Source organism: Microbacterium sp. MPKO10, assembly GCF_026107415.2.
GTDB lineage: Bacteria > Actinomycetota > Actinomycetes > Actinomycetales > Microbacteriaceae > Paramicrobacterium.
Genome location: NZ_JAPCHX010000006.1, coordinates 449,535 through 476,237, shown reverse-complemented (window position 1 = coordinate 476,237; position 26,703 = coordinate 449,535). Strand labels below are relative to the sequence as shown.

General features: G+C 64.2%; 23 protein-coding genes and 2 tRNA genes. 14 read left to right on the top strand and 11 right to left on the bottom strand.

Annotated elements, in window-relative coordinates; translation table 11 throughout:
* The first annotated feature begins 49 nt into the window (after positions 1-49).
* Both ettA and OK352_RS15845 read left to right on the top strand, forming a co-directional pair.
* A complete protein-coding gene (ettA, locus tag OK352_RS15850) occupies positions 50-1,732 on the top strand; it encodes an energy-dependent translational throttle protein EttA (RefSeq protein ID WP_265142470.1) in 1,683 nt (560 codons plus the stop codon).
* Positions 1,732-2,199 (top strand): acyl-CoA thioesterase, encoded by a 468-nt coding sequence (locus OK352_RS15845; protein WP_265142469.1) that lies wholly within the window; start codon positions 1,732-1,734, stop codon positions 2,197-2,199. The genes ettA and OK352_RS15845 overlap by 1 nt, the downstream gene beginning before the upstream one ends.
* 6 nt (positions 2,200-2,205) lie before the next feature.
* On the opposite strand, the gene OK352_RS15840 is transcribed toward OK352_RS15845, so the two are convergent.
* Positions 2,206-3,075, bottom strand: coding sequence for an acyl-CoA thioesterase (locus OK352_RS15840; protein WP_265142468.1), 870 nt, complete (start codon positions 3,073-3,075; stop codon positions 2,206-2,208).
* Positions 3,076-3,127: 52 nt separating this feature from the next.
* On the opposite strand from OK352_RS15840, the gene OK352_RS15835 reads away from it, so the two are divergent.
* On the top strand, positions 3,128-3,772 hold the full coding sequence (locus OK352_RS15835; protein ID WP_265142467.1) for a DUF8185 domain-containing protein: 645 nt from the start codon (positions 3,128-3,130) through the stop codon (positions 3,770-3,772).
* Here OK352_RS15835 and OK352_RS15830 read toward each other — a convergent pair.
* The 4 genes from OK352_RS15830 to pepN form a co-directional block, all read right to left on the bottom strand.
* Positions 3,769-5,430: an FAD-binding dehydrogenase gene (locus OK352_RS15830; RefSeq protein WP_265142466.1), complete on the bottom strand. Its 1,662-nt coding sequence runs from the start codon at positions 5,428-5,430 to the stop codon at positions 3,769-3,771. The two genes, OK352_RS15835 and OK352_RS15830, sit on opposite strands and share 4 nt — an antisense overlap.
* 52 nt (positions 5,431-5,482) lie before the next feature.
* Positions 5,483-5,875, bottom strand: coding sequence for a globin (locus OK352_RS15825; RefSeq protein WP_265142465.1), 393 nt, complete (start codon positions 5,873-5,875; stop codon positions 5,483-5,485).
* A complete protein-coding gene (locus OK352_RS15820) occupies positions 5,872-6,879 on the bottom strand; it encodes a mechanosensitive ion channel family protein (RefSeq protein WP_265142464.1) in 1,008 nt (335 codons plus the stop codon). Before OK352_RS15820 ends, OK352_RS15825 begins: the two co-directional genes overlap by 4 nt.
* Positions 6,880-6,969: 90 nt before the next feature.
* Positions 6,970-9,510 carry an aminopeptidase N gene (gene pepN / locus OK352_RS15815; protein WP_265142463.1) on the bottom strand — a complete coding sequence of 847 codons (2,541 nt, stop codon included), beginning with the start codon at positions 9,508-9,510 and terminating at the stop codon, positions 6,970-6,972.
* Between the two features lie 78 nt (positions 9,511-9,588).
* Between pepN and OK352_RS15810 the strand changes: the two genes are divergently transcribed.
* Genes OK352_RS15810 through OK352_RS15795 form a run of 4 tightly spaced genes read left to right on the top strand, consistent with a single transcriptional unit; the run spans position 9,589 to position 13,215 of the window.
* The gene (locus OK352_RS15810; RefSeq protein WP_265142462.1) at positions 9,589-10,203 is read left to right on the top strand and encodes a mycothiol-dependent nitroreductase Rv2466c family protein; all 615 of its coding nucleotides are present in this window, start codon (positions 9,589-9,591) and stop codon (positions 10,201-10,203) included.
* 20 nt (positions 10,204-10,223) lie between these two features.
* On the top strand, positions 10,224-10,712 hold the full coding sequence (locus OK352_RS15805) for a ribose-5-phosphate isomerase (RefSeq protein ID WP_265142461.1): 489 nt from the start codon (positions 10,224-10,226) through the stop codon (positions 10,710-10,712).
* Positions 10,712-11,707 (top strand): Fpg/Nei family DNA glycosylase, encoded by a 996-nt coding sequence (locus OK352_RS15800; protein ID WP_265142460.1) that lies wholly within the window; start codon positions 10,712-10,714, stop codon positions 11,705-11,707. Before OK352_RS15805 ends, OK352_RS15800 begins: the two co-directional genes overlap by 1 nt.
* 8 nt (positions 11,708-11,715) lie before the next feature.
* Complete coding sequence (locus tag OK352_RS15795; protein ID WP_265142459.1) at positions 11,716-13,215, top strand: amidohydrolase; 1,500 nt, start codon at positions 11,716-11,718, stop codon at positions 13,213-13,215.
* Positions 13,216-13,282: 67 nt separating this feature from the next.
* Here OK352_RS15795 and OK352_RS15790 read toward each other — a convergent pair whose 3' ends face one another.
* Both OK352_RS15790 and OK352_RS15785 read right to left on the bottom strand, forming a co-directional pair.
* Complete coding sequence (locus OK352_RS15790; RefSeq protein ID WP_265142458.1) at positions 13,283-13,768, bottom strand: Dps family protein; 486 nt, start codon at positions 13,766-13,768, stop codon at positions 13,283-13,285.
* A 102-nt stretch (positions 13,769-13,870) separates the two neighbouring features.
* Positions 13,871-17,293, bottom strand: a complete 3,423-nt coding sequence (locus OK352_RS15785; RefSeq protein WP_265142457.1) for an SCO7613 C-terminal domain-containing membrane protein — start codon at positions 17,291-17,293, stop codon at positions 13,871-13,873.
* A 110-nt stretch (positions 17,294-17,403) separates the two neighbouring features.
* Here OK352_RS15785 and OK352_RS15780 point away from each other — a divergent pair, with 110 nt between their 5' ends.
* Positions 17,404-17,931 (top strand): gamma carbonic anhydrase family protein, encoded by a 528-nt coding sequence (locus OK352_RS15780; RefSeq protein ID WP_265142456.1) that lies wholly within the window; start codon positions 17,404-17,406, stop codon positions 17,929-17,931.
* 6 nt (positions 17,932-17,937) lie between these two features.
* Here OK352_RS15780 and OK352_RS15775 read toward each other — a convergent pair whose 3' ends face one another.
* Both OK352_RS15775 and OK352_RS15770 read right to left on the bottom strand, forming a co-directional pair.
* Positions 17,938-18,123, bottom strand: coding sequence for a hypothetical protein (locus OK352_RS15775; RefSeq protein ID WP_265142455.1), 186 nt, complete (start codon positions 18,121-18,123; stop codon positions 17,938-17,940).
* A gap of 75 nt (positions 18,124-18,198) precedes the next feature.
* A tRNA-Gly gene (locus OK352_RS15770) sits at positions 18,199-18,272 on the bottom strand.
* Positions 18,273-18,458: 186 nt separating this feature from the next.
* Here OK352_RS15770 and OK352_RS15765 point away from each other — a divergent pair.
* The 6 genes from OK352_RS15765 to OK352_RS15740 all read left to right on the top strand — a co-directional run bounded on the left by OK352_RS15765 (position 18,459) and on the right by OK352_RS15740 (position 23,657).
* Positions 18,459-18,536: transfer RNA gene (locus tag OK352_RS15765), tRNA-Pro, on the top strand.
* Positions 18,537-18,587: 51 nt separating this feature from the next.
* The gene (gene tig / locus OK352_RS15760) at positions 18,588-19,949 is read left to right on the top strand and encodes a trigger factor (protein WP_265142454.1); all 1,362 of its coding nucleotides are present in this window, start codon (positions 18,588-18,590) and stop codon (positions 19,947-19,949) included.
* A gap of 150 nt (positions 19,950-20,099) precedes the next feature.
* On the top strand, positions 20,100-20,693 hold the full coding sequence (locus tag OK352_RS15755; RefSeq protein WP_265142453.1) for an ATP-dependent Clp protease proteolytic subunit: 594 nt from the start codon (positions 20,100-20,102) through the stop codon (positions 20,691-20,693).
* A 19-nt stretch (positions 20,694-20,712) separates the two neighbouring features.
* Complete coding sequence (locus OK352_RS15750; protein WP_265142452.1) at positions 20,713-21,381, top strand: ATP-dependent Clp protease proteolytic subunit; 669 nt, start codon at positions 20,713-20,715, stop codon at positions 21,379-21,381.
* A gap of 147 nt (positions 21,382-21,528) precedes the next feature.
* Positions 21,529-22,800 carry an ATP-dependent Clp protease ATP-binding subunit ClpX gene (gene clpX / locus OK352_RS15745; RefSeq protein ID WP_265142451.1) on the top strand — a complete coding sequence of 424 codons (1,272 nt, stop codon included), beginning with the start codon at positions 21,529-21,531 and terminating at the stop codon, positions 22,798-22,800.
* Between the two features lie 44 nt (positions 22,801-22,844).
* Positions 22,845-23,657, top strand: a complete 813-nt coding sequence (locus OK352_RS15740) for a methyltransferase domain-containing protein (RefSeq protein ID WP_265142450.1) — start codon at positions 22,845-22,847, stop codon at positions 23,655-23,657.
* A 27-nt stretch (positions 23,658-23,684) separates the two neighbouring features.
* Here the strand turns inward: OK352_RS15740 and OK352_RS15735 are convergent, their stop codons facing one another.
* Together OK352_RS15735 and valS are read right to left on the bottom strand one after the other, a co-directional pair.
* Positions 23,685-23,945, bottom strand: coding sequence for a hypothetical protein (locus OK352_RS15735; RefSeq protein WP_265142449.1), 261 nt, complete (start codon positions 23,943-23,945; stop codon positions 23,685-23,687).
* Between the two features lie 9 nt (positions 23,946-23,954).
* A complete protein-coding gene (gene valS, locus OK352_RS15730) occupies positions 23,955-26,531 on the bottom strand; it encodes a valine--tRNA ligase (RefSeq protein WP_265142448.1) in 2,577 nt (858 codons plus the stop codon).
* Positions 26,532-26,703 lie beyond the last annotated feature (172 nt).

Genomic DNA, 26,703 nt, shown 5'->3' with positions numbered 1-26,703 from the left:
CCACGAGATCTGACGGTCTCACGGACATGAAAGCAGTGTAGGGAAAAGAGTGGCCGAATACATTTACTCGATGGTCCGCGCGCGTAAGGCAGTCGGGGACAAGGTGATTCTCGACGACGTTACGATGGCATTTCTGCCCGGTGCGAAGATCGGTGTTGTCGGTCCGAACGGTGCGGGAAAGTCGACGATCTTGAAGATCATGGCGGGCCTCGACACCCCGAGCAACGGTGAAGCGACGCTGAGCCCCGGCTACAGCGTCGGCATTCTCATGCAGGAGCCGGAGCTCGACGAAGACCGCACGGTCCTGGAGAACGTGCAGGACGGCCTCGGCGACATCAAGCGCAAGGTCGACCGCTTCAATGAGATCTCGGCGGCCATGGCGGAGCCCGACGCCGACTTCGATACGCTCCTCGCTGAGATGGGGACGCTGCAGGAAGAAATCGACGCCGCTGACGCGTGGGATCTCGATTCTCAGCTTGAGCAGGCGATGGACGCCCTGCGCTGCCCTCCGTCCGACGCGGTCGTGAATGTGCTTTCCGGTGGTGAGAAGCGGCGTGTCGCCCTGTGTCGCCTGCTGCTGCAGAAGCCGGATCTTCTGCTGCTCGACGAGCCGACGAACCACCTCGATGCCGAGAGCGTGCTCTGGCTCGAGCAGCACTTGGCCAAATACCCCGGCGCTGTCCTCGCCGTGACCCACGACCGGTACTTCCTCGACCACGTTGCCGAGTGGATCGCCGAGGTCGACCGTGGCCACCTGTACCCCTATGAGGGCAACTATTCGACGTATCTCGAGAAGAAGCGTGAACGGCTTGAGGTGCAGGGCAAGAAGGACGCGAAGCTCTCGAAGCGGCTCGCTGACGAACTTGACTGGGTGCGTTCGAACACGAAGGGGCGCCAGGCCAAGTCGAAAGCCCGCCTCGCTCGCTACGAGGAGATGGCGGCGGAGGCTGAAAAGACGCGGAAGCTCGACTTCGAGGAGATCCAGATCCCCGCGGGGCCGCGGCTCGGGCAGAACGTCATCGAAGCCCGTGACCTGTGCAAGGGATTCGGCGACCGTGTGCTCATCGACGGGCTCTCATTCTCACTGCCGCGCAACGGTATCGTTGGCGTCATCGGCCCCAACGGCGTGGGGAAGACCACGTTGTTCAAAACGATCGTCGGTCTCGAGCCACTCGACGGCGGCGAGCTCAAGGTTGGCGAGTCCGTCAAGATCTCGTATGTCGATCAGAGCAGGGGAGGCATCGACCCGAACAAGACTCTGTGGGAAGTCGTGTCCGACGGGCTCGACTACATTCAGGTCGGTAAGACCGAGATCCCGTCGCGAGCGTACGTCTCGACATTCGGGTTCAAGGGGCCCGATCAGCAGAAGCGCGCGGGCGTGCTCTCGGGCGGTGAGCGCAACAGGCTGAACCTGGCTCTCACGCTGAAGCAGGGCGGAAACCTGCTGCTGCTGGACGAACCGACCAACGACCTCGACGTGGAGACCCTGTCCAGCTTGGAGAACGCGCTTCTCGAATTCCCAGGCTGTGCTGTGGTCGTGACACACGATCGCTGGTTCCTCGACCGCATTGCGACGCACATCCTCGCCTATGAGGGCACAGAGGAGAACCCCGCGAACTGGTACTGGTTCGAGGGGAACTTCGAGGCGTACGAACAGAACAAGGTCGAGCGCCTTGGGGCCGATGCGGCGAAGCCTCACCGGTCGACGTATCGCAAGCTGACCCGCGACTGATGCGGGTTCACGCTCCCGTTCATTTGCGGTGGGGAGACCTTGACGCATATAACCACGTCAACAACGTGGAATTGATGCGGGTGCTTGAAGAAGCTCGTGTCCGCGTGTTCTGGCGCAGCGATGACCACTCGGACGGCATCGATCAGGGCATGGCGCTGATCGATGCCGAGCCGGGCGCGGAAACACTCACACTCGTCGCTCGCCATGAGGTCGAGTACCGGAAGCCGATTTCCTATCAGCGTGCGCCTCTGGATGTACAGATATGGATTGGCCGAATCGGAGGCGCGAGCCTCGATGTCTGCTACGAGGTGTTCACACAGGATGGTGATGAGCCCGCGGCCTGCGCGGCAACGACAGTCGTTCTCGTCAACGCCGAGACAGGTTCGCCGCGCCGGGTCAGCGCGAATGAACGGCGAGCGTGGCAGGACTACGCGGAGGGCCCGATCGAGTTCACCGGACGTCGGTGACGGCTCTCAGTCACCCTGCGGGACCCGCACCATGCCCTCCTGGGCGACGGACGCAACGAGAGAGCCGTCGCGCGTGTAAAAGCGCCCGTTGGTGAGCCCTCTGCCGCCCGTCGCGCTTGGCGACTCCTGCACGTAGAGGAGCCATTCGTCGACACGGGCTGGTCGGTGCCACCACATGGCATGGTCGAGACTCGCCATCTTCAGTCCCGGCGTCAGCCAGCTGAGACCGTGGCTGCGCAGAATCGGCTCCAGCAGCGTGTAATCGCTGGCGTAGGCGAGTGCCGCCTGATGGAGTCGTCTGTCGTCAGGGAGGTCGCGTTTCGCCCGAAGCCAGAGAACCTGTTCTGAGGTTGTCTCGGTGGGCGCCGCAAGATAGATCGGCTCAGTCACATGGCGGATCTCGAAGGGACGATCGGCAGCCCAGGCCCGTGCGCGCGGATCATCGATCGATGCGAGCAGGTCGGAATCGCTCGCCAGTGACTCCGGGTCGGGAGCATCGGGCATCGACGTCGCGTGGTCGAGGCCGCTGTCATCGTCCTGAAACGAGGCGATGAGCGAGAGGATGGGCAGCCCCCTCTGATACGCCTGGGTACGGCGGGTCATAAAAGATCGTCCATCGTGGATGCGGTCGACGGCGAAGGTGATGGGAAGGTCGACATCCCCAGGACGAAGGAAGTATCCGTGCATCGAATGGATGAAGCGGTCATCCGGGACCGTGCGGCCCGCTGCCACGATCGACTGGGCAAGCACCTGTCCGCCGAAGACACGACCCTGTGGCATCCATTGGGAGGGCCCCGTGAAGATATCCTCGAGGGTACGGGCACCGGTATCGGTGAGATCCAGGGCTCCGAGCAACGACTCGACAGGGTCTGACACGGGTTCTCCTCACGGGCGGTGTTGGTGCGGCGTGAGATAAGTTTAGGAGCACATGACTGAGACATTCACGTTGGACGATGCCGATGCAGTCGCAGACCTGGGCACGTTCGTCGGGCGGGCCAAGCGCATAGACAAGGATGCCGTGCGATTCCTTGCCTCGAGCGGGGTGCTCGCCGTCTACGCTCCTGTGCTGTACTCGCGGGGGCTTCTCGATACGAGCGCCACTGTTCTCGGCCTGCGAACCTTCGCCGAAAGCAGCGATGCGCAGTTCGATCGCACGGTCATCCCCGACTCAATGAGTGAACGGATCGCGCGAATCGCCGGATCGGGCTCGGCGCAGCTCACGATGCCGCCTTCGGACGTGCAGGCATCGTGGACGGGGATCGCCCCACCGCGCTCCGCCTGGGAGCACATCGGGTCGATCAGCACCGAGGTGCTGTCGTCCACGGCGCGCTCCGGAGCCGACACTATCGCCGCGGATCTGCCGCGTGATGCCGGCGATCCCGTCGTTCAGCGCATTCGTGCCTCGGTGTGGAACGCCGACATCGACGATGTGCCCGACCTGCCCGCCGGTGCGGCGTTCGCCGCCGAGGGCCTCGGCTTCATCGGCGAGCCCGAAGAAGCTCGTATTCTGCGATCGGGACCCTGGCTTCGTGTGAGTCTGCACCGCGGCCATGTCCTCGTGCGTCGACGTTAGCGATTGACGGCCCGAGCCATGGCCCGGCCCGCGGTGCGACCTGAGAACAGGCAGCCGCCGAGGAACGTCCCCTCGAGAGCACGGTACCCGTGGAGCCCTCCGCCCCCGAATCCGGATGCTTCGCCTGCCGCGTAGAGTCCGGGAACCGGTTCGCCCGTCTCGCCGAGGACGCGCGCATCCAGGTCCGTCTGAAGACCGCCCAGCGTCTTGCGGGTCAACAGATGCAGTTTGACGGCGATGAGCGGGCCGGCTTTCGGATCAAGAAGCTTGTGCGGCGGTGCCGCGCGCAGAAGCCGGTCTCCGCGGTAATTGCGCGCACCGTGCATCGCAGTGATCTGTGCGTCCTTCGAGAAGCTGTTGTCGAGCTGCCGGTCGCGCCATTCAATCTCGCGCCGAACCCGGGCGGCATCGAGCATGTTGTCGGAGTCGAGCTCGCTCATGCCGTCTAGGAGCTCGTCGAGCGTGTCGGCGACGATGAAATCTTCGCCGTGGCGCTTGAACGCTTCGACGGGGCCCGGGGCACCTGGCGCCACCCTGCTCAGCAGCATCCGGACATCCTTGCCGGTGAGGTCGGGGTTCTGCTCGCTTCCGGACAGCGCGAACTCCTTCTCGATGATGCGCTGGGTCAGGATGAACCAGGAGTGATCGAACCCGGACGTTGTGAGGTGCGACAGGGTGCCGAGCGTGTCGAAGCCGGGGTAGAGAGGCGCGGGAAGGCGCGCCCCGGTCGGATCCAGCCACAGCGATGAGGGCCCGGGCAGAATCCGAATGCCGTGGCCTGGCCAGACGGGGTTCCAATTGGCGATGCCTTCGGTGTAATGCCACATGCGGTCGCCGTTGACGATGCGACCGCCGGCCTGCTCGGCGATCGCAAGACCACGTCCATCAACGTGCGCGGGAACTCCGGTGAGCATGCGGGCGGGAACCGGGCCGAGTCGGTCGGGCCACTGGGCGCGAACCATGTCCGGGTTACCTCCGATTCCACCGGTGCTCATGAGCACGGAGTCAGCGCTCAGCGTGAAGTCGCCGATGACTTCTCGGGAGCTTGAAACGCCCCGAGGGGACGCGTCGGCGGCGAGGATGCTGCCGGAAACGCCGGACACAGTGCCATCGGTTAGCGTGAGCTCGTCGACGCGGTGACGGTGCAGGACGTCGATGGTTCCGGCATCCTGCGCCTGCCGCACGCGGCTCACGAACGGACCGAGTACGCCCGGTCCGGTGCCCCAGGTGATGTGGAACCGGGGAACGGAGTTGCCGTGACCGTATGCCGCACCGGAGCCACGCTCGGCCCACCCGACGACAGGGAACAGGGATATCCCCTTCTCACGCAGCCAGGAGCGTTTCTCGCCTGCGGCGAAGTCCACGTAGGCGCGTGCCCAGCGACGCGCCCAGTCGTCTTCGGCACGGTCGAAGCCTGCCGTGCCTTCCCAGTCCTGCCAGGCGAGCTCGGCCGAGTCAGAGATGCCCATGCGCCTCTGCTCGGGGGAGTCGACGAGAAAGAGCCCGCCGAATGACCACCAGGCCTGGCCGCCGAATGACGCTGGCGGCTCCTGGTCGAGGATCGCGACGCGGCACCCGGCGTCGGCAAGCTCGGATGCTGCGACGAGGCCGGCGAGTCCTGCGCCGACGATGATGGCGTTGTAGTGAGGATCGGTCATCGTAAGCGGCTCCTTTGTCGCTGGGGATGTCAGTTTTGTGGCTGAGGGATGTTCAGTCGTCGAACGTGTTCACGAGTGCGTGTGCTGCTCTCACGAGATAATCCCACAGGGTCGCTTCGTGGATGGGGGCGATGTCGATGGCGTCGAGGGCGGCGCGCATGTGGCCGAGCCAGCGGTCACGAGCATCCGGGTTCACTTTGTACGGCACATGACGCATGCGGAGACGTGGGTGGCCCCGTGTTTCGCTATACGTGGTCGGACCACCCCAGTACTGCTCGAGGAACATGAGAAGGCGCTGTTCGGCTGGGCCGAGATCTTCCTCCGGATACATGGCCTTGAGCACTGGGTCGTTTGCGACACCTCGATAGAACTCGTGGACAAGCGCGGCAAAGGTTTCATGACCGCCGACCTGTTCGTAGAACGTGGTGACCTGGCTGTCGGTCATCGATCTCCCTTCGGCGTGCGCTTTTTCCGGCCGAGCTTCGCCGGGTTGACGACGACGGGCTTCGTGCGAGGCGGACGGGCACCGCCAACACTCGCTGCGCCCTCCCAACCGGCGAGGATGACGGTCTCCAGAGACAGCGGGGGAACGCCCTCCGCCTCGAGCACGCTCGCGAATCGAAGGCGCAGTTCTCGCCCGACATCGTCCTTCGACGAGGTGCGCGTCTTGGCGACCATGCGCAGAACCACCGCATCGTCAGAAATGGACTCGAGCCCCCAGGCTTCGGGGGCGTCGAGGAAGTGAGGCCGCCACTTGGGCTCATCGGCGAGTGCACGCGCGGCGGTAAGCAGCTGCTGTTTCACTGCATCAAGATCTGTCTCCCGAGGAATCGCCAAATCGATGATCAGCCGAGACCAGCCCTGGGACATATTGCCGACCCGCAGCACCTCTCCGTTGCGCACGAACCAGAGAACGCCGTTGACATCGCGGATCTGGGTGATGCGGATGCCGACTTTCTCGACGACGCCCGTGGCAAAGCCGACGTCGACGACATCACCGACTCCGAGCTGGTCCTCGATGACCATGAAGATGCCGTTGAGCGTGTCTTTCACGATGTTCTGCGCACCGAATCCGAGGCCCGCACCGATTGCGGCGGACAGCAGAGCGAACGAGCTGAGGATCCCCGGTGCGACCACATGGATGAGCAGCAGCACCGTGATGACGACGACGATCACGTTGATGATGTTCGAGAGAACGGTCCCGAGTGTTCGTGTGCGCTGCACCACGCGGACGGCAGCGAGCGGAGAGACGGCGAGCGCTTGTGTGTCATCGACACCGTGCCCTCGTTTCACACCGCTCACGATCGAGACCACGGCGCGTCGGATCACGATGTGGAGCAGCCAGGTGACCCCGATGGCCACGGCGATGATGACGACGACGCGGACCAGCACGCCGAGCGGGGTCGCGAAGAATCCATCGAGGGATTGCCAGAAGTCGGTAGCACGCACGTTGTGAGTGTATCCGCGTCTGATCGGATCTCGCTGAAAAGTCGTCGGGCCCGTGCGAATGTCGCACGGGCCCGACGGTCACACGAATCGTCAGCCAGCGTCGCGGGCTTGCGCGGCGAGAGCTCGTTCGACACCCGCGAGGTTCTCGACGACGAGGCGACGAAGCGCGACGGGTTCTGCATGAGTGTCGAGCCAGGATGCTGTCGCGTCACGCAGCCGCTCGTTGGCGAGAGATGCCGGGTACAGTCCTTCGGCGACATACTCGGCGATCTTGTAGGTGCGGGTGTTCCACACATCGATCAGCACGTCGAAGTAGCTGTCGACGAACTCGTCGAGAACGCTCGGGTCGAGTGCACGTCGGAATCCGAGGGCCGTGTGCGCCACGATCGTGTTGGGGAGTGACTCATCGTCGATAATGCGGGTCCACGCGGCCCGCTTGTCGTCGCTACCCGGACGGGATGCGCGTGCCTGGGCGGCGAACTGCTGGCCCGACGCCGTGTTGTCGTGCTCGAGGGCAGCGTCAATGGCAGCGTCATCTGCGCGCCCGCCGGCAGCGAGCGCGATGAGCAGCTCCCAGTCGAGGTCGGTGTCGATCGTGAGCCCGTCGAGCGCCGTTGACCCCTGTCGCAGCCCGTCGATGATGTCGAACTGTTCGGACGTCGTGGCTGCCGTGGCGAAGACCTTCACGAACTGGAACTGCGCGTCGCTGCCGGGCACGGCACCGCGGGCGAGCTCCCAGAGTCCGTCAGCGACCCGTTCGATGGTGCTGGCGCGGCGGCCGGGTGCAACGTACTGTCGCGCAGCGAGAACGAGTTGACTGAGTGTCGTCCGGATGGTCGTTGACTCTGTCTCGGCGGCGATGTTGCCCAGGACCAGATCGACATACGAGGACGCGGTCGTTTCAGCATCCCGTGTGGCGTCCCATGCCGCGCCCCAGACGAGCGCTCGCGCGAGCGGGCTCTCGATCGTCGACAAACGTTCGATAGCGACGGCGAGGGACGCTTCGTCAAGGCGGATCTTCGCGTAGGCGAGGTCATCGTCGTTGAGAAGGATCAGGTCGGGGCGGCGACGCCCGACGATTTCAGGCACCTCGGTGCGTGCTCCGTCGATGTCGAGTTCGAAGCGCTCCGTACGCACGAGGGCACCATCGCGCACGGTGTAGAAGCCGACGGCGAGCCGGTGCGGCCGCAGGGTCTGGTAGTCCTCCGGAGCTGTCTGTCGAATTGCGAAGCCCGTGATCGTGCCGTCATCATCCACCGTGATATCCGGTGAGAGCGTGTTGACACCGGCCGTCTCCAGCCACTTCTGCGACCACTCGGACAGGTCACGTCCGCTTGTCGCCTCCAACTCCACCAGCAGGTCGGTCAGCTCGGTGTTCGAATACTCGTGCTTCGCGAAATACGCTGCAACTCCGGCGAAGAATGCCTCTTCGCCGACCCAGGCGACGAGCTGCTTCAACACCGAGCCGCCCTTGGCATAGGTGATGCCGTCGAAGTTCACTTGCACGTCTTCGAGATCGGTGATCGTCGCGACGACAGGGTGTGTTGACGGCAGCTGATCCTGTTTGTAGGCCCAGCTCTTCTCCATCGCCTGGAAGGTCGTCCACGCTTCGGTCCACTCCGTGGCCTGCGCTGTCGCGATCGTCGACGCCCATTCGGCAAACGACTCGTTCAGCCACAGATCGTTCCACCACTTCATCGTGACGAGATCGCCGAACCACATGTGCGCGAGTTCGTGCAGGATGGTGACGACGCGTCGCTCCTTGATGGCGTCGGTCACCTTCGAGCGGAACACGTAGCTCTCGAGGAACGTCACGGCCCCCGCGTTCTCCATGGCCCCGGCGTTGAATTCGGGGACGAAGAGCTGATCGTACTTCTCGAAGGGGTAGGCCCGGTCGAACTTCTCTTCGTAGAAGGCGAAGCCCTGCCGGGTCTTCTCAAAGATGTAGTCGGCGTCGAGGTGCTCGAAGAGACTCTTGCGCGCGAAGACGCCGAGCGGGATCGTTCGACCGTCGCGGCTCGTGAGCGTGCTGCGCTCGACTTCGTAGGGGCCCGCGATGATCGCCGTGATGTAGCTGGAGATCGGGGGAGTGGGTGCGAACTCCCACCGAGCAGCACCGTCGCCGGCATCACAGGGCTCGGGCGTCGGCGAGTTCGACACAACCTGCCACGCGGCCGGAGCCGTCACCGTGAATTGGAAGGTGGCCTTGAGATCGGGCTGCTCGAAAACAGCGAACACCCGGCGTGAGTCTGGAACCTCGAATTGGCTGTACAGGTAAACTTCACCGTCAACCGGGTCGACAAAGCGGTGGAGGCCTTCGCCGGTGTTTGTGTACCGCATGTCGGCGTCGACGACGAGCACATTGTCGGCCTGCAGATCGTCGAGTGCGATTCGGACTCCGTCTGCGACCGCGGTGTCGAGCTCGGTGCCGTTGAGAGTGATGGCATGCACGGTCTCCGTGAGTGCATCAACGAATGTCGACGCCCCGGCTTCGGCACTGAAGCGGATCGTCGTCACGCTGCGAAAGACGTCGGGGCCGGTTGTGAGGTCGAGGTCGATCGCGTAGCTGTGCGTCTGGACGAGGGTTCTGCGGGTACGCGCCTCGTCGCGCGTGAGGTTTTCTCCTGGCACTCAAATCTCCTATTCGATGGCGTGGATCGTGTCCAGTGATCCAGCGTACTGCCGCCCCGGGTGTCTTAGGCTGAGGGTATGAGCGCATCGACACCGACAGCAGTTGACTTCTGGTTCGACCCCTCCTGCCCATGGGCCTGGATGACGTCCCGATGGGTGGATGAGGTGGCAAAGCATCGCAATCTTGATGTGACGTGGCACATCATGAGCCTCGCCGTGCTCAACGAGGATCAGGACGTGTCTGACGACTACCGCGCGTTCTTTCCCCGGGCGCTGAAGTACACCCGTTTGGTCGCGGCTGTCGAGCAGCGTCATGGTCAGGAGTACGTGAAGCCTCTCTATGACGCATTGGGAACACGCATTCATCCCGGGGGACAAACAGACCCGGATGCTGTGATCCCCGACGCCCTCGCCGAGATCGGACTCGACGCCTCTCTCGCGAGTTTTGCGGAGAGCGACGCGTATGACGAGGCCATGCGTGCCTCCCACTTCGACGGAATCAACCGCGTCGGGCAGGACGTCGGGACCCCCGTGATCGCGATCGGTGACGTCGCGTTCTTCGGCCCCGTCGTCTCCCCTGCTCCGAAGGGGGAGGAGGCAGTGACGCTCTGGGATGGCGTCGTCGCCGCTGCCTCGTATCCCGGCTTTTTCGAGCTCAAGCGCTCTCGCACCGTCGGACCGCAGTTCGACTGAGCACAGGGCAAGATAGACACATGCGCATTCACATCGCCACGGATCACGCCGGCCTCGAATTCAGCCGAAAGCTTCAGGACTACCTGACGGACAAGGGCCACGAGGTCATCGACCACGGACCGACGGAATACGATCCGCAGGACGACTACCCGGCGTTCTGCATCAACGCCGCCCACGCGGTCGTTGTCGACCAGCGTGACGGACGCGATGCGCTCGGCGTCGTCTTCGGCGGCTCGGGCAACGGTGAGCAGATCGCCGCGAACAAGGTGGACGGGGTGCGGGCCGCACTCGTCTGGAATCTCTCCACGGCCGAATTGGCGCGCGATCACAACGATGCGAACGTGATCTCGATCGGCGCGCGTCAACACAGCTACGATGAGGTCCTCTCGTTCATCGACGCCTTCATCGCGCATCCTTTCAGCGGCGAGGAGCGCCATGCCCGCCGCATCGGGCAGCTGGCGGAATACGAGCAGACCGGGTCCATCGCGGGGAAGGACATCGATCGCTGATGCCCGAGGGCCATTCGGTTCATCGCATCGCCCGGCAGTTCGCACGCAATTTCGCGGGGCGGCGCGTCACAGCATCCTCACCCCAGGGGCGTTTCGCCGAGGGCGCCGCCGTTCTCGACCGGCGTGAGCTCGTGAACGTGGTTGCTGTGGGCAAACAGATGTTCGCCGACTTCGGCGACGACGTCTGGCTGCGCGTCCACCTCGGCATGTACGGAGCGTGGGATTTCGCCGGCGAGATCGCTGTCGACTCCACGATCGCCTCGGCGAACGGCCGCATGGGGCAAACGAACCAGCGCGGCACGGATGTGGCCCTCGAGGTTCTGGATTCCGCAGGCGAGAACTCGCTGTCGAGCATCGGCGCACCGCGCAAGGCGCGTGTGCGCATGTCGGAGCAGACGAAGGGCGACACAGACGTGGAGTGGGAGACCTTCCCCCCTCCTCCGGTCGGGGCCGTGCGCCTGCGTCTGCTCACAGAGCACACGGTCGCCGATCTGCGCGGACCGACGGCGTGCGAGATTCGCTCTGGCGCCGAGATCGACGCGGTGATCGCGAAGCTGGGTCCAGATCCGATTCACGACGATTCTCGCGAGGCCGAAGACGCTTTCACCGCCGTCGTCCGGCGCAAGCCGACGCGCATCGGGCTGCTTCTCATGGACCAGTCAGTCGTGAGCGGCATCGGCAACGTGTACCGTGCCGAACTGCTGTTCCGTGCCGGGGTCGACCCGCACACGCCCGGACGCCTCGTGCCCGAGGAGACGGTGCGCGAAATCTGGCGCGACTGGGTGCGGCTGCTGCGCATCGGCATCGAGACGGGCCAGATGATGACCATGGACGACCTCACCGGTGACGACTACGTGCGCGCGATGGCGAATCGTGATGACCGTCACTGGGTGTACAAGCGTGAAGGACTTCCCTGCCGGGTATGCGGCACGAATATCGTGCTGGAGGAGATGGGCGCGCGCAAGCTCTACTGGTGCCCCGTCTGCCAGAAGTGAGCTGATTCGTGACCGCATTTCGGCTGAGGGCCGCCCATCCGGGCCAGGGAATCGTGCAGACGTTGACCCGGGCGCGGCTGATTGGGGCGCGACAGCCCGTCGACATCGAGATCACGGATGCTGTCATCACAGACATCCGCCCGGCCGCCGCTCGGCCGGCCGCGGGGGAGGTGACGGATCTCGACGGGCGCGATGTGATGCCCGGGCTCTGGGATCACCATGTGCATTTCACTCTCTGGTCGATCGCGAGTCGACGCGTCGACGTGTCGAGTGCGACCAGCGCCGCTGAGACGGCAGCCCTTCTCACCGCGGCCGCGGGTGACCACGTTGAGGGGCCGCTCGTCGGCGTGGGATTCCGCGATGCGCTTTGGCCGGATCGTCCGCGAGCGGCGCTGCTTGACGCCGTTTTGGGCGAGAACCCGGTGATCGTGCTGTCCGGTGACCTCCACGCCGTATGGCTCAACACGGCGGCTCTGCGACGCTTCGGCTATCCGTCCGACCACAGCGGTCTGCTCACGGAGGATGCCGCCTTCGCCGTGCAGAAACAGCTTGATGAAATCCCGGAGACAGTGTCGGATGCGTGGGCCGACGAGGCAGCACGTGTCGCGGCGAGCCGGGGCATCACCGGCATCACAGACCTGGAGATGACCTGGAATCACGACGTGTGGGCGCGCCGGACGCAGGCCGGGTCCACGCATCTGCGGGTGGAATTCGGCATCTACCCGCAGGATCTAGAGCGCGCAATCGACGAGAGACTGCAGTCGGGATTCGTGATCCCGCATACGCACGGGCTCGTGAGCACCGGACCCGCGAAGTTCATCACCGACGGTTCCCTCAATGCCCGCACGGCCTTCTGCGACTCTCCGTACCGAGGGTCCGACGCCGGTCACGGCATCCTGAACATTCAACCCGAGGACCTCGGAGCGTTGATGAGGCGGGCCACACGGTCAGGAATCACCTGCGCGGTCCATGCGATTGGCGACGGGGCCAACGCTCTGGCGCTCGACGGATTCGCGGCTTCGGGAGCGACGGGAACGATCGAGCACGCGCAGCTCATGCGAGACGGCGACATCGCCCGCATGGCCGATCTGGGTGTGACGGCGAGCCTCCAGCCCGAGCACGCCATGGACGACCGGGACATCGCCGACCTGTACTGGGAAGGGTGCACGGACCGCGCGTTTCAGATGCGCAGCTTCGTGGATGCTGGTGTGCGCATCGCACTCGGGTCAGACGCTCCTGTGGCGCCGCTGGATCCGTGGGTGGCGATTGCGGCGGCGGTGACGCGCTCGCGCGACGGCCGCGACCCATGGCACGCGGAGCAGGCGATCAGTGTGCGCGATGCGCTGACAGCATCCACTCGGGGTGGCCGATTGGCTCCGCGCACCGGGGACATCGCTGACCTCGCAATTCTCGAGCGCGACCCGCTTGCCGCGAGCCCGGAAGACCTGAGAGCGATGCCTTTGGGAGCCACGCTGCTGAACGGACGCTGGACGCACTCCGCGGTCTAAGCCACGCAGACAGCGCAGACAGCACGGGGGCCGGACGCCCCACGGCATCCGGCCCCGCATGTGTGTGTTACTTGGCGATGTGCGCCAGCAGAAGCCAGCGGTCCTTCTCGAGCCCCCGCACGATCTCAACCGCCACGTCCTGGCTGTTGAGGTCGATCTCGTCGAGTTCGTCGACGGCGGTCCGAGCGGTCTGGATGACAGCATCGAGCATTGCGACGACCTCGGCGATGCTGTCTTCCGACTGCTGGAATCCGGCGCTCAGCTCAGGAACCGACGTCTTCGCGGCGACCGTCGCAAGACGCGAGTCGACAGGAAGCCCCAGAGCGACGACGCGCTCCGCTGCCATGTCTGCCCAGCCCTGCGCGTCAGCGACAAGTGTGTCAAGCAGTTCGTGAACACCGATGAAGTTGTTTCCGCGCAGGTGCCAGTGCGCCTGCTTTCCGTTCACGACGAGGGCCTCGAGGTCGACGACCAGCGGTGAAAGGAACTGTGCAGTGCCCGATGCGACATCGGGGTTGACGTTCGTGAGTTTCTCAGTCTGTGAAGTAGTCATACCGTCCCTCTTCTTCTCTTGATACATTCAACTTTACTTCGCCATGAGTATTCCGCAAGGAAGCAATGGCTCACCTTCATGAGGTGAGCCAACCCTGCATCGTCAGCGCATGCGCGCAATACGTCTGACCGCCCGGGCGACGCTGAGTTGTGAGCGGAGAATGACGGCCGAGGAAAGCGCCGTGAGCACGAGGAGCGCCGCGGCAACGGTCCACCCCGACGTCACCGTGCGCGCGACGGGAACGATGAATGAGAGCAAGACGACGGATGCTGCCGCCGCAGCCACGATGAGCGGCGCCTTCAGCCGGGTGACCACGCCGAACGCGGCAATCGCTGCGATGCAGAGCACGAGCCAGGCGATGCGGGGCGGAGCTGGATCTGAGAGGGACTGCAGCAGACTGGGCAGCACCAGAGCGGCCAGGGGTGCGCCGAGCGTGCGCATCGACGACGCATCGGGCACGCGCGCGAGCAGCCGCAGGTTGACAGCGATCGCGACGAAACCGACAGGTGCAGAGACGAACTCGACAGCAGTGTGCGCGCCCGTGATCGTGCCGACGGCCAGGAAAGCCGCGCCGATCGTCGCCGTCCAGACGATCAGGTCGCGGCGGCGAGAGGCGGTGTCGAGAGAATACGCGACGAAGCCTGTGGTGCCGGCGGCGACGAGCGCGAGCATCCACCCGGGAACCGCGAAGATGGCGGACACATTGGCGAGTGGAAGCGCGAGCAGGAGGGGCGCGACGGCGATCGCGGCGATGGCGGGACGTGTTTGGGGATGGTTGCGCCGCAGCCAGAGGACGCCGGCAAGCGCTGTGAAAGCGGCACCGGCTACGGACCACACCACGAGCTCATCCCAGGCGAACGGGCGGCGGTCGACGAGGGCATAGGAACGAACGCTCGTCATCACGGCCACAGCGATGAGGCCGCCCAACCACATCCAGAGGCCGAGATGAATCCCACGGACAAGAGATGGAAGGAACGCACCGAGACCGCAGAGCACAGTGCTTGCCATGATGAGGACGGCCGCGTGCGCGATCGAACCCGTGATCCCCGAGGTCACGGCGGGGACGAGGGCGACGGCGAGTGCGCTGATTGTCAGCATGTTGCGCCCGGGAGGCACCGGGGCACTGGCACGTGGGCGGCGCATCGTGACGATGGCGAGAGCCGCGAAGATCAGGCAGGCGAGCGCGAGCCCCGCGATCTCGCTTCGCCCGGAGTTCTGCTCGTCGAGTGCGACCCAGATCGCAGCTCCCAGCGGTGGGAGCGACGCCCAGACCAGATGCCGCCGACGGCTCCCGCTGCGCCAGATCGACCCTTCGCCGAACGAAAACAAAATGGGAATGACCCCCAGAAGAATGAGATTCAGCGGCCCGAACTCGCTTGTCGTGAGCGCGGCGGGCACCGTGACGATTGATGTCAGGGCAATCGACGAGTCCCACGCGAGCCGTGCCGGATGGGACCGGGGCTGCCCGTTGCGGGCGGGTGTGCCTCGGAACAGCACGATTCCGAGACCAGCGAGAACGGCGGCGATGCCAACAGCAAGCAGCTCTGGCGCTCCCCAGATGGAGGGGCCGAATCGTCGCCAGGCGACAACGGCCAGGAGCACAGCAGTCGGTGGGGTGAGCACAGCTGTGACATAGCGAGCGGCGCTCTGGCGCCCTCCGCGGAAGATCTGCCAGGAGAGTTCGGCCAGGAGAACACCGGCCAGGGCGATGACGAAGAGCAGGCGGCTCGCGGGCGTGTTCTGGCTGGCCAGGGCGGCGACTCCCAGAACAGCGGTGAGTGCGGCGATTGTCGACGCGACAGCAGCATCAGAGCCGACAAAGCGGTGAGCGGTGAGTGCGGCGAGGATGAGCACGGCCGATGCGGTGATCACTGTCGTCAGCGCCGACGCGGTCGCTGCATCGGCGACTAGCGACGGTTGCCAGATCGGAATCCAGCGTGCCGTGAAAATCGCCAAGAGCGTGGCGAGAGCCGTGAAGACCGGGCTGATGGCGAGTTTGTCCGGTCGTGCAACTCTCCGGGGCAGAGCGAAGCGCAGCGCGACGAGGCACCCGATGGCAACCAGGGCAGTGACGGGCCAGACCGCTGTGCTGCCCGCCCCGACGAGGAACGAGGATGCTGAGGAGATGAGAACCGTCGAGATGAGGACAGTCCGGCGACCTCGTCGTGGGCGTAGGACGATGAACAGCGTGGTTGCCGCAAGAGTGAGCGCGCAGCCGGCGGCAGCGGAGATCGCAAGTGTCGGCGCTGTGGCGTGGACGACAAGCAGCGTCAGTGCGCCGAGTGCGATCGGCAGCCAGCTGAGCCGTCGGAGCTGACCCGCATACAGAAGGGTGACGGTCGTCCCCGCAGTGAGCAGTGCCGCGGTGATCCACACAAACGGGCTGATCTCCGGGTACATGATCTCGTGCGGGGCGAGGGCGTCAACGGTGAAGTTGGTAACTGAGATCCGTGCCCAGAGCTCGATCGCACCGAGGCCGATCGACGGAATGGCCGTGATCGCGCAGATCAGGAGCAGGACGATCCCAGACAGACGTAAGCCAGGGGAGCTGCGATTGTGGCGCAGCCGCCAGGATGCGATCGCGAGAGCGGCGGAGAGAAGCGTGCTGAGGGCAGCCGTGGTGGTGAGTTGCGCAGCCAGGGAGGACAGCACTGTCGCCGGCCCGGCGGCGGCGCCCGCGAGAGCCAGTCCAAGACCGATCGCCGACGCGGTCTTCCACGCGCCGAGCTCGCGGACCCGAGCGGGTTCTCGGGTGGGGACGACGATGCGAATAGGGCGCGTCTGTGGCACGGCTTGGTCGCCGATATCGCCGCCGGCAACGGCGACGGGCGACGTCAGCAGGTGCACGGCGAAGACCGAGGCCGTCAGCACGAATGCCGCTGATGTGCCCCACGGCACGGATGGCCACGTGGCCGCGGCAACGACGAGTGCGGCGATACTCGCCACGGCACCAGCGGACCGCGCAGTAATACGCGCAGGCAGAGACCCGACGAGCCAGGGCCAGGCCGTCCCGGCAGCGGCGACGAGAATAACGCCTGCCCAGAGCCGCGAGAGAACTGCAGCAGCGGGAAACAAAGAAGCACCGATGCCGATCAAGGCGATGGCGGCTGCCACAACGGCCAGAGGCATGAAGGCGGGAGCATGGAATGCGCGCACCGCCGCGGCGAGGAGCAGCATCACGAGAATATTGAGAACACCGACGTAGGCGCCGAGAGGCACGTCGGCGATGAAGGCGAGATTGGCTAGCCGAATGCTCCACTCGCTGTAGATCAGTGGGAGTACGGCGGCGCCTGCGATGACCGCGCCGAGTCCCGCGTGCCGGCGTGATGCGGCACGCCCGCTGAGAAATGCCGCGAGGACGAAAAACACGATGCTCAGCGGCAGATGTCCGAGAGCCGGGATAACGAGTGCACAGAGCACGACGGTTCCGGCGGACGCGAGGATCGTCCCTGCGCCCGCCGCGACGATGAGCGCACGGTTCACACCTGGTTCGCGACGTGTCGCCTCGTCGTCCGTGCTGGTCATGGTTCCATGATGTCGGATGCTGGCGGGCGCGGCATGCATGCACGCCGCGCCCCGCCGAGTCGGCGTGTGCTGGCATCGCAGAGTGTCGCCCGAACAACTACGCTGGGTCCATGACAGTGATCGATGAAGCATCCATCATCTCCCTGCCCGGCGTCTCACCCATGATCGACGCCAGCGCGTTCGTTGCTCCCGGTGCGAAGGTCATCGGCGACGTGACGGTGGGACGCGATTCAGGGGTCTGGTACAACGCGGTTATGCGCGGTGATTCGGACTCCATCACGGTGGGCGCACGCAGCAATCTTCAGGACGGCGTCGCCGTGCATACAGACGCCGGCTCGCCGACAGTGATCGGTGATGACGTGTCAGTCGGGCACAACGCCGTCGTGCACGGGTGCACGATCGGCAACTCGGTTCTTGTCGGAATGGGAGCAGTGGTGCTGAGTGGTGCGACGATCGGAGACGACGTGCTGATTGCCGGCGGAGCCGTTGTGCTCGGCGGAACCACGATTCCCCCGCGCTCGCTTGTCGCGGGTGTTCCGGCAAAGGTGCGACGCGAGCTCACGGATGACGAAGTGGCCTCCATCCGGGCGAACGCCGAGCACTATGTCGGTAACGCGCGACTGCACAGCGGCACCTGAACCGGGTCAGTTCTTCTGCGTGCGGCGGATCCGTCGCCGGTGGGCGCCCATGGCCGAGCCCAGGCAGATGACGCAGGCAATCATGAGCAGCGTGCCTGGTCCGAATCGCCCGATTCCGAGGAGCACACCGCCGACGAGGAAGCAGGCGACCCCCGCGACAGTCCAGATCTTTTCGAGCCGCGGAAACTTCATGACTGCCTGCTCCCGTCGCCTGTGATGTGATCCGGTGACCCACGACTCAGTCATGAAGAACTCAGCCGTGTCGAGTGGAGGGGATGACGGGAATCGAACCCGCACCATCAGTTTGGAAGACTGAGGCTCTACCATTGAGCTACATCCCCATGCGCCTGTGGGCACTCGAACATCGTAGTACACGTTTGAGGGCTCTGCGTACACGGGCACTCGTCGCGTGGCAGCATCCCGGCAGTCGGAATCTGTGATGCGGCCACGACACGGTACAGTAGACTGCTTGAGGTCAATTCGCCTGCTTATGCCTTGGTGAAGGTCCACATCCGGTTCGTTTGCGCCGGGGCGTAGCTCAGCTTGGCTAGAGCGCCCGCTTTGGGAGCGGGAGGTCGCAGGTTCAAATCCTGTCGCCCCGACCACGTACATCCTCGTTCGAGGTAAGAATCCAAATCACAGGAGAACGCATAATCGTGAAGACCACGGTCGAAAAGCTGAACCCGACCCGGGTGAAGCTCACCATTTCGGTTCCGCCCGAGGAGCTGAAGCCCAGCATCACCAGTGCTTACTCGGCGATCGCTCAGCAGATCTCGATCCCCGGCTTCCGCAAGGGCAAGGTTCCGCCCGCCATCATCGATCAGCGCGTCGGCAAAGGCGCGGTCATCGAGCAGGCTGTGAGCGACGGTCTTGACGGGTTCTACCGCTCCGCCGTTGAGGAAGAAGACCTCAAGACGCTCGGCCGCCCCGAGGCCGATGTCACCGAGTGGCCGAGCGACAAGGACTTCTCGGGCGACCTCGTCGTCACCGTCGAGGTGGACGTTCGCCCCGAGTTCGAGATTCCGGCGTACGACGGTCTTACCGTCGAAGTGGAGCCCGCAGAGGTGACGGACGCTGACGTCGACGCGGCGCTCGACGAGCTGCGCACGCGCTTCGGAACGCTCGTGTCTGTTGACCGTCCGGCGAAGACCGGCGACTTCGTTCAGATCGACTTGACGGCGACGATTGACGGCAACGAGGTTGATTCCGCCAGCGGCGTGTCATACGAGGTGGGCTCAGGCGAGCTCCTCGAAGGCATGGATGAAGCCGTTGAATCGCTCACGGCGGGCGAGAGCACGACGTTCTCATCGCCTCTCCTCGGTGGCGAGCACCAGGGTGAGGACGCCGAGGTCGCCGTCACGGTTTCTGCCGTAAAGGAGCGCGAGCTCCCCGAGGCCGACGATGACTTTGCACAGATGGCCAGCGAATTCGACACGATCGGCGAGCTTCGCGAGAGCCTCGTCGAGCAGGTCAAGGGCCAGAAGACGTTCGGTCAGGGCACGGAAGCTCGCACCAAGGCTGTCGACCTGCTGCTCGAGGCCGCTGACATCCCGGTGTCTGAGTCCCTGATCGAGGCCGAGGTGCACCGTCACCTGGAGAGCGAAGGCCGCCTTGAGGACGACGAACACCGTGCCGAGGTCAGCGAGTCCAGCGAGAAGACCTTCCGCACCCAGCTCCTTCTCGACGCAATCGTCGAGAAGGAAAGCGTTCAGGTCAGCCAGGAAGAGCTCACGCAGTACCTGATCCAGGGCGCGTCGCAGTACGGCATGGAGCCGGGAGAGTTCATCAAGGTTCTCGACGAGAACGGGCAGATCCCGCAGATGGTCGGAGAGGTCGCACGCAACAAGGCGATCGCCGTGGTTCTGGGGAAGGCCACCGTTGTCGACACGGCGGGCGCTGCCGTTGATCTAACCGGCTTCCTGCCCCCGGCCGAAGACGAGTCTGCGGCAGACGACGAGGCTGACATCGAGACCGACACCGCGTCTGAGGACACGGCTGCCGACGAGGACGCCAAGTAGCCGACATCGTGCGTCAGACGGGATCGGGAGCCGAAAGGCCCCGGTCCCGTTTCTATCGCCGGCGCCGATCTGCCCACGGCGAACACGGCCCGAGTTCCGTGTACGCCTCTACTAGATTCGTACTGTAGCGATAACGAAACGGAGCGCGACATGGCAGAGCCCCTTGTGGCCCAGAGTGTTTTTGACCAGCTTCTGAAAGACCGCATCATCTGGCTGGGGTCAGAAGTGCGCGATGAGAATGCCAACGAGATCTGCGCGAAGATCCTCCTGCTTGCGGCAGAGGACCCGAAGCGCGACATTTACCTGTACATCAACTCGCCCGGCGGTTCGATCACCGCGGGAATGGCGATCTACGACACGATGCAGTTCGTCCCGAACGACATCGTCACGGTCGGCATCGGCATGGCAGCATCCATGGGTCAGCTCCTGCTGACCAGCGGAACGAAGGGCAAGCGCTACATCACGCCGAACGCGCGCGTCCTTCTGCACCAGCCGCACGGTGGATTCGGCGGCACGGCCAGCGACGTTCAGACGCAGGCCCAGCTCATTCTCGACATGAAGCGCCGTCTGGCCGAGATCACCGCATCTCAGACGGGAAAGTCCGTCGAGCAGATCAACGCCGACGGTGACCGCGACCGGTGGTTCACGGCGACGCAGGCCCTGGAGTACGGATTCGTCGACCACATCCGTGAGTCGGCAAGTGACGTCACAGGCGGCGGCGGAACAGACAGCTCTCAGAAGTAGGCGGAAGAGGACGACAACAATGCAGACTCCCACATTTGAAGCGGCAGGCCGCTCCCTGCAGATGCCGAGCTCGCGCTATATCCTGCCGAGCTTCGAAGAGCGCACGGCATATGGCTACAAGCGACAGGACCCGTACGCCAAACTGTTCGAAGATCGCATCATCTTTCTCGGCGTCCAGGTAGACGACGCATCAGCTGACGACATCATGGCTCAGCTGCTCGTTCTCGAGAGCATGGACCCGGACCGCGACATCGTCATGTACATCAACTCACCGGGTGGCTCCTTCACCGCGATGACGGCGATCTACGACACGATGCAGTACATTCGCCCGCACATTCAGACAGTCGTCCTCGGGCAGGCTGCGTCGGCGGCGGCCGTGATCACTGCGGCAGGTACACCGGGGAAGCGCCTCGCGCTGCCCAACGCACGCATCCTGATCCACCAGCCAGCAGTCGGTGAGGCGGGCCAGGGACAGGCCTCCGACATCGAGATCCAGGCGGCCGAGATCATGCGGATGCGCACCTGGTTGGAAGAGACGCTCTCGCGTCACTCCAAGCAGACCGAAGAGAAAGTGCACAATGACATCGACCGCGACAAGATCCTGTCGGCGGAAGAGGCCATGGAATACGGACTCATCGACCAGGTGCTGACCAGCCGCAAGAACGCTCCGGCTGCTCTCAACTCCTGAGTTACACGCAGATCGTGACGAACGGCGGTGGGCCAAGGCCTGCCGCCGTTCGTCTCTGTGACACACACGCGTCACAGTTCGCCGGGGATGTCGGCTCGAGAGGTTAGGCTCGATACATGCACAGCAATCAGAGGAGGAGGCACGCCCATGGCGCGAATCGGTGAGAGCGCCGACCTGCTGAAGTGCTCCTTCTGCGGCAAGAGCCAAAAGCAAGTCCAGCAGCTGATCGCGGGACCCGGAGTCTACATTTGCGATGAGTGCGTCGAACTCTGCAACGAGATCATCGAAGAGCGCCTCGCGGAGGCAGGAGAGTCCGCAGCCGGGGAGTTCGAGCTGCCCAAGCCGAAGGAGATCTTCGACTTCCTCGAGGAATACGTGATTGGCCAGGAGCCGGCGAAACGCTCGCTCGCTGTCGCGGTGTACAACCACTATAAGCGTGTGAAAGCCCGGTCGACGCTGACCAGTGCAGACAACATGCACGAGGATGTCGAGATCGCTAAGAGCAACATTCTGATGGTGGGGCCGACCGGATGCGGTAAGACATACCTCGCCCAGACGCTGGCGAAGCAGCTGAACGTTCCCTTCGCGGTTGCCGATGCGACAGCGCTCACGGAAGCCGGATATGTGGGGGAGGACGTCGAGAACATCCTCCTGAAGCTTCTGCAGGCGGCAGACTATGACGTGAAGCGTGCCGAGACCGGCATCATCTACATCGACGAGATCGATAAGATCGCGCGCAAGGCAGAGAACCCGTCGATTACGCGAGATGTCTCGGGTGAGGGTGTGCAGCAGGCACTCCTGAAGATCCTCGAGGGAACCGTCGCCTCCGTGCCGCCGCAGGGCGGGCGCAAGCATCCGCACCAGGAATTCATCCAGATCGACACGACGAACGTGCTGTTCATCGTCGCCGGAGCATTCGCGGGGCTTGAAGACATCGTCTCCAACCGCGCGGGCAAGCGCGGGATCGGGTTCGGCGCACCGCTGCACTCGCAGGATGACAATGCCGATCTTTTCAGCGAGGTGCTTCCGGAGGATCTGCACAAATTCGGGCTCATCCCGGAGTTTATCGGCCGGCTGCCCGTGCTCACGACCGTGACGCCACTCGATCAGCACGCCCTCGTTCAGATTCTCACTGAGCCGCGAAACGCACTTGTGAAACAGTTCGAGCGGATGTTCGAGCTGGATGGCGTCGAGCTTGAGTTCGAGAAGGATGCTCTCGAGGCGATCGCTGATCTCGCTGTGGAACGAAAGACGGGAGCGCGTGGCTTGCGTGCGATCCTCGAGGATGTTCTCGGGCCGATTATGTTCGACGTTCCGTCGAGTGAGAACGTGGCACGCGTGACCATCACACGCGAAGCTGTGACCGAGGGTGCTGAGCCGGTTCTCGAGACGCACGCGCGTCGCGAGAAGTCAGCCTAGGCGCGACGGTGTCTCGGGACCCGGGGCACGAGTAGCCTAGAGCAATGGTCAGCCGCGATCGATACGTCCACGGTCATCACGAGAGCGTCGTGCGCTCACACGCTGTGCGCACCGTTGAGGATTCTGCCGCCTACCTGATCCCGCATCTCACAGCAGGAATGCACGTGCTTGATGTGGGGTGCGGACCCGGGTCGATCTCCGTCGACCTCGCAGAGCGCGTGTTCCCTGGGTTCGTCCGGGGAATCGACGTCGAGCCGGCGATCGTCGACCGAGCGGCCGAGCACGCCGCCGACCTGGGCGTGACGAACGTCACGTTCGAGACGGGGAGCGGTTACGAGATCGACGCCCCCGACGACTCGTACGATCTCGTTCACGCGCATCAAGTTCTGCAGCACGTCGCTGAGCCGACACGCCTGTTTGCGGAGATGCTGCGGGTGGCACGCCCGGGCGGCCTCGTGGCCGCCCGCGATGCGATCTACTCCGGTGCCTCGTGGTATCCGGAGCTGCCCGGGCTCGGGGAATGGCACACCGCCTACCTCACAGCAGCCCGCAGCGTGGGCGGAGACCCCGATATCGGGCGACGGCTTCGAGCCATCGCGCTGGATGCCGGGGCCGAGACTGTGGAGTCCTCAGCATCCATTTGGTCGTATTCCTCGGATGCGGAACGCGAACACTGGGGGCTCACCTGGGCTGAGCGCGCGACGGAATCAGATTTCGCCGTGCGAGCGATTGAGGCTGGCGCGGCGAACGCTGAAGAGCTCGATGCTATCTCGCGCTCCTGGCGCGCGTGGTCTGAGGACTCACGGGGTTGGTTCGCCATTCCACACGGTGAGGTCATCGCTCGCAAGCGACAGTGAGAGGCGTCCTGCCGCCGAGCAGGCGGCTCAGTAGTCGTCTTCGTCGTCCTCGTCTGTGACCTGGCGTACCGTTGCCGTGTCCTCTGCGTCGTTGTACGTGATGAGCGTGCCATCATCGAGCTCCACGACGGGCCGACCTTCGAGCCATGTCAACGTCCACGCCCATCTGGTGACGTCAACGTCGTCTGCCTGCAGCTCTGCTTCGACGTCGTGGACGGCACCGCCCACGACGCGAGGAAGAGCCTTCGGGGATGGGGAACCGACTGCCCACCGCGTGCCGAGTTGCATGACTGCTCCTTAGGCCTCGGGCACCGGTGCCAGCTGGATATCGGCGACACCGATTTCGTCACCGGCTGTGAACGCCAGGTTCGCGATGCGTCCGACGGCAGCAAGATCTGGTGCCGCACTCTTCACAGCGTCGATCTGGTCTGCGGGGCACGTGACGGTCGCGTGCTCAACGGGCACCTTCTGTGACACCTTGGCGTCGGTCTTCGCCCGACGGATTCCGATGAGAGCCGAGCTGGTGAGAGCAAGGACGCGCTCGTCGCCGTCGGACGCCACCTCCTCGGTCGTTGGCCAGGATGCCTGGTGTACCGAGCCGTCATTCCACCACGACCATGCCTCTTCGGTTGCGAAGGGCACGAACGGAGCGAAAAGCCGCAGCAGCGTGTGGAGCGCCTGGCGGAGCGCCGAAACAGCCGAAGAACGAGCGGAGTTGTTCGCGTCGTACGCGCGTTCCTTCACCAGCTCGAGGTAGTCATCGCAGAACGTCCAGAAGAAGCTCTCCGTCACTTCGAGCGCTCGCGCGTGATCGTAGGCGGAGAGCGCCGTTGTTGCCTCGGATACCACTCTCTCGAGAGTTGCGAGCATGCTCAGGTCGAGAGGCTCGGTCACGTCAGCAGCATCCGTGCCCTCGAAACCGAGAATGAATTTGGACGCATTCAAGATCTTGATGGCGAGGCGGCGTCCGATCTTGATCTGCGTGGGATTCTGCGGGTCGAACGCGGCATCGGTGCCCAGCCGGGAGGATGCCGCCCAGTAACGCACGGCGTCCGAGCCGTGCTTCACGAGCATGTCAGCGGGCGTGACGACGTTGCCCTTCGACTTTGACATCTTCTTGCGGTCGGGGTCGACGATGAAGCCGGAGATCGAGGCGTTGGTCCACGGCGAGACATTGTCTTCGAGGACGGACCGGAGCATCGTCGAGAACAACCAGGTGCGAATGATGTCCTGGCCCTGCGGGCGCAAGTCGTATGGGTGCACGAGGCTCCACAGCTCGGAGTCCCGTTCCCATCCGCCGGCGATCTGTGGGGTCAGCGACGACGTTGCCCACGTGTCGAGCACATCGAGTTCCCCAACGAAACCGCCGGGCACTCCGCGCTGCGACTCGTCGTAACCCGGAGCTGTATCGCTCGACGGGTCAACGGGCAGGGCAGACGCATTGGCGGCGATGGGGGAGTCGAAATCAGTGTTCCCGTCTGCGTCAACCGGGTACCAGAGCGGAATCGGCACACCGAAGAATCGCTGGCGCGAGACGAGCCAGTCACCGGTCAGTCCGCCAACCCAATTCTCGTAGCGAACGCGCATGAAGTCCGGATGCCAGTTGAGCTCGGTTCCGAGCTCACGCAACCGTGCTCTGAGCGCTTCGTCGCGTGCCCCGTTCGCGATATACCACTGTCGCGTTGACACGATCTCGAGCGGTTTGTCGCCCTTCTCGAAGAACTTGACCGGATGCGTGATCGGTCGTGGTTCTCCGACAAGGTCGCCGGCCTCGGTCAGCTGGCGCACGACCTCCTTCTTTGCCGAGAAGACCGTCTTGCCGACGAGCTCAGCGTAGGCTTCACGCCCAGCGGGTGACGTGATGACGTCGGGCGTCTCCGCGATGATGCGGCCATCAAAACCGATGATCGCACGGTTGGGGAGGTCGAGTTCGCGCCACCACACGACGTCGGTGATATCGCCGAAGGTACAGATCATAGCGATGCCCGCACCCTTGTCCGGCTGTGCCAGATGGTGGGCGAGGACCGGCACCTCGACGCCAAACACGGGTGTCGTCACCGACGTTCCGAAGTACTCCTGATAGCGCTCGTCATCGGGGTGAGCGACGAGCGCAACACAGGCGGGCAGCAACTCAGGCCGAGTTGTTTCGATTTCGATCGTTCCGCCGTCTGGCTTGTGGAACGCGATGCGATGATACGTGCCCGGCTGGTCCTTGTCTTCAAGCTCTGCCTGGGCGACAGCCGTGCGGAACGTGATGTCCCAGAGCGTCGGAGCCATTGCCTGGTAGGCCTCGCCCCGTTCGAGGCTGTTCAGAAACGCCTTCTGGCTCACGGCGAGTGACTCGTCGCCGATGGTCCGGTAGCTCTGCGTCCAGTCGACCGAGAGGCCCAGTCGCCTCCACACGTCTTCGAACTGCTTCTCGTCTTCGACCGTCAGTTTCTCGCAGAGTTCAATGAAGTTGCGCCGGGAGATCGGCTGCTGATCGGCAGCCTTGATACTTTTCCCGTCACCGTTGTGCGGAGGGACGAAGTCGGGATCGTAGGGCAGTGACGGGTCGCAGCGAACCCCGTAGTAGTTCTGCACGCGGCGTTCCGTGGGCAGGCCATTGTCATCCCACCCCATCGGGTAGAAGACCTGTTTCCCCATCATCCGCTGGTAACGGGCGATCACATCCGTGTGTGTATAGCTGAAGACATGCCCGATGTGCAGAGATCCGGATGCTGTGGGCGGGGGAGTATCGATGGAATAGACGCAGGGGCGCCCGCCGTGCGCCGCAGCGTCGCGATCGAACCGGTACGTTCCAGACTGCTCCCAGGCGGAACCCCAACGGTCCTCGAGTCCTTCGAGGGCGGGCTTTTCAGGTACAGCAGTCATTGTGGCAACTCCAGTTCGATATGGGCGGCACCGTGTGAACGTGCCTTGACGGTTATCGTCTCATGCTACTGGGCGCGTCCCGGAGCACGGAAATCGACAGGTTTCTGAACGGCTACTGGACGTGAGCATGACGTGTGCCCCCTAAAGTGGGGGTACTCGACGAATGGCTGGT

Bases quoted from the DNA above. Each gene is read 5' to 3' on its own strand.
- OK352_RS15805 (WP_265142461.1), top strand. From the start codon at position 10,224: ATGCGCATTCACATCGCCACGGATCACGCCGGCCTCGAATTCAGCCGA.
- clpX (WP_265142451.1), top strand. From the start codon at position 21,529: ATGGCGCGAATCGGTGAGAGCGCCGACCTGCTGAAGTGCTCCTTCTGC.
- OK352_RS15775 (WP_265142455.1), bottom strand. From the start codon at position 18,123: ATGAAGTTTCCGCGGCTCGAAAAGATCTGGACTGTCGCGGGGGTCGCC.
- OK352_RS15740 (WP_265142450.1), top strand. From the start codon at position 22,845: ATGGTCAGCCGCGATCGATACGTCCACGGTCATCACGAGAGCGTCGTG.
- OK352_RS15810 (WP_265142462.1), top strand. From the start codon at position 9,589: ATGAGCGCATCGACACCGACAGCAGTTGACTTCTGGTTCGACCCCTCC.
- OK352_RS15830 (WP_265142466.1), bottom strand. From the start codon at position 5,430: ATGACCGATCCTCACTACAACGCCATCATCGTCGGCGCAGGACTCGCC.
- OK352_RS15780 (WP_265142456.1), top strand. From the start codon at position 17,404: ATGACAGTGATCGATGAAGCATCCATCATCTCCCTGCCCGGCGTCTCA.
- OK352_RS15845 (WP_265142469.1), top strand. From the start codon at position 1,732: ATGCGGGTTCACGCTCCCGTTCATTTGCGGTGGGGAGACCTTGACGCA.
- OK352_RS15790 (WP_265142458.1), bottom strand. From the start codon at position 13,768: ATGACTACTTCACAGACTGAGAAACTCACGAACGTCAACCCCGATGTC.
- OK352_RS15800 (WP_265142460.1), top strand. From the start codon at position 10,712: ATGCCCGAGGGCCATTCGGTTCATCGCATCGCCCGGCAGTTCGCACGC.
- OK352_RS15755 (WP_265142453.1), top strand. From the start codon at position 20,100: ATGGCAGAGCCCCTTGTGGCCCAGAGTGTTTTTGACCAGCTTCTGAAA.
- OK352_RS15750 (WP_265142452.1), top strand. From the start codon at position 20,713: ATGCAGACTCCCACATTTGAAGCGGCAGGCCGCTCCCTGCAGATGCCG.
- OK352_RS15785 (WP_265142457.1), bottom strand. From the start codon at position 17,293: ATGACCAGCACGGACGACGAGGCGACACGTCGCGAACCAGGTGTGAAC.
- OK352_RS15735 (WP_265142449.1), bottom strand. From the start codon at position 23,945: ATGCAACTCGGCACGCGGTGGGCAGTCGGTTCCCCATCCCCGAAGGCT.
- valS (WP_265142448.1), bottom strand. From the start codon at position 26,531: ATGACTGCTGTACCTGAAAAGCCCGCCCTCGAAGGACTCGAGGACCGT.
- OK352_RS15835 (WP_265142467.1), top strand. From the start codon at position 3,128: ATGACTGAGACATTCACGTTGGACGATGCCGATGCAGTCGCAGACCTG.
- OK352_RS15825 (WP_265142465.1), bottom strand. From the start codon at position 5,875: ATGACCGACAGCCAGGTCACCACGTTCTACGAACAGGTCGGCGGTCAT.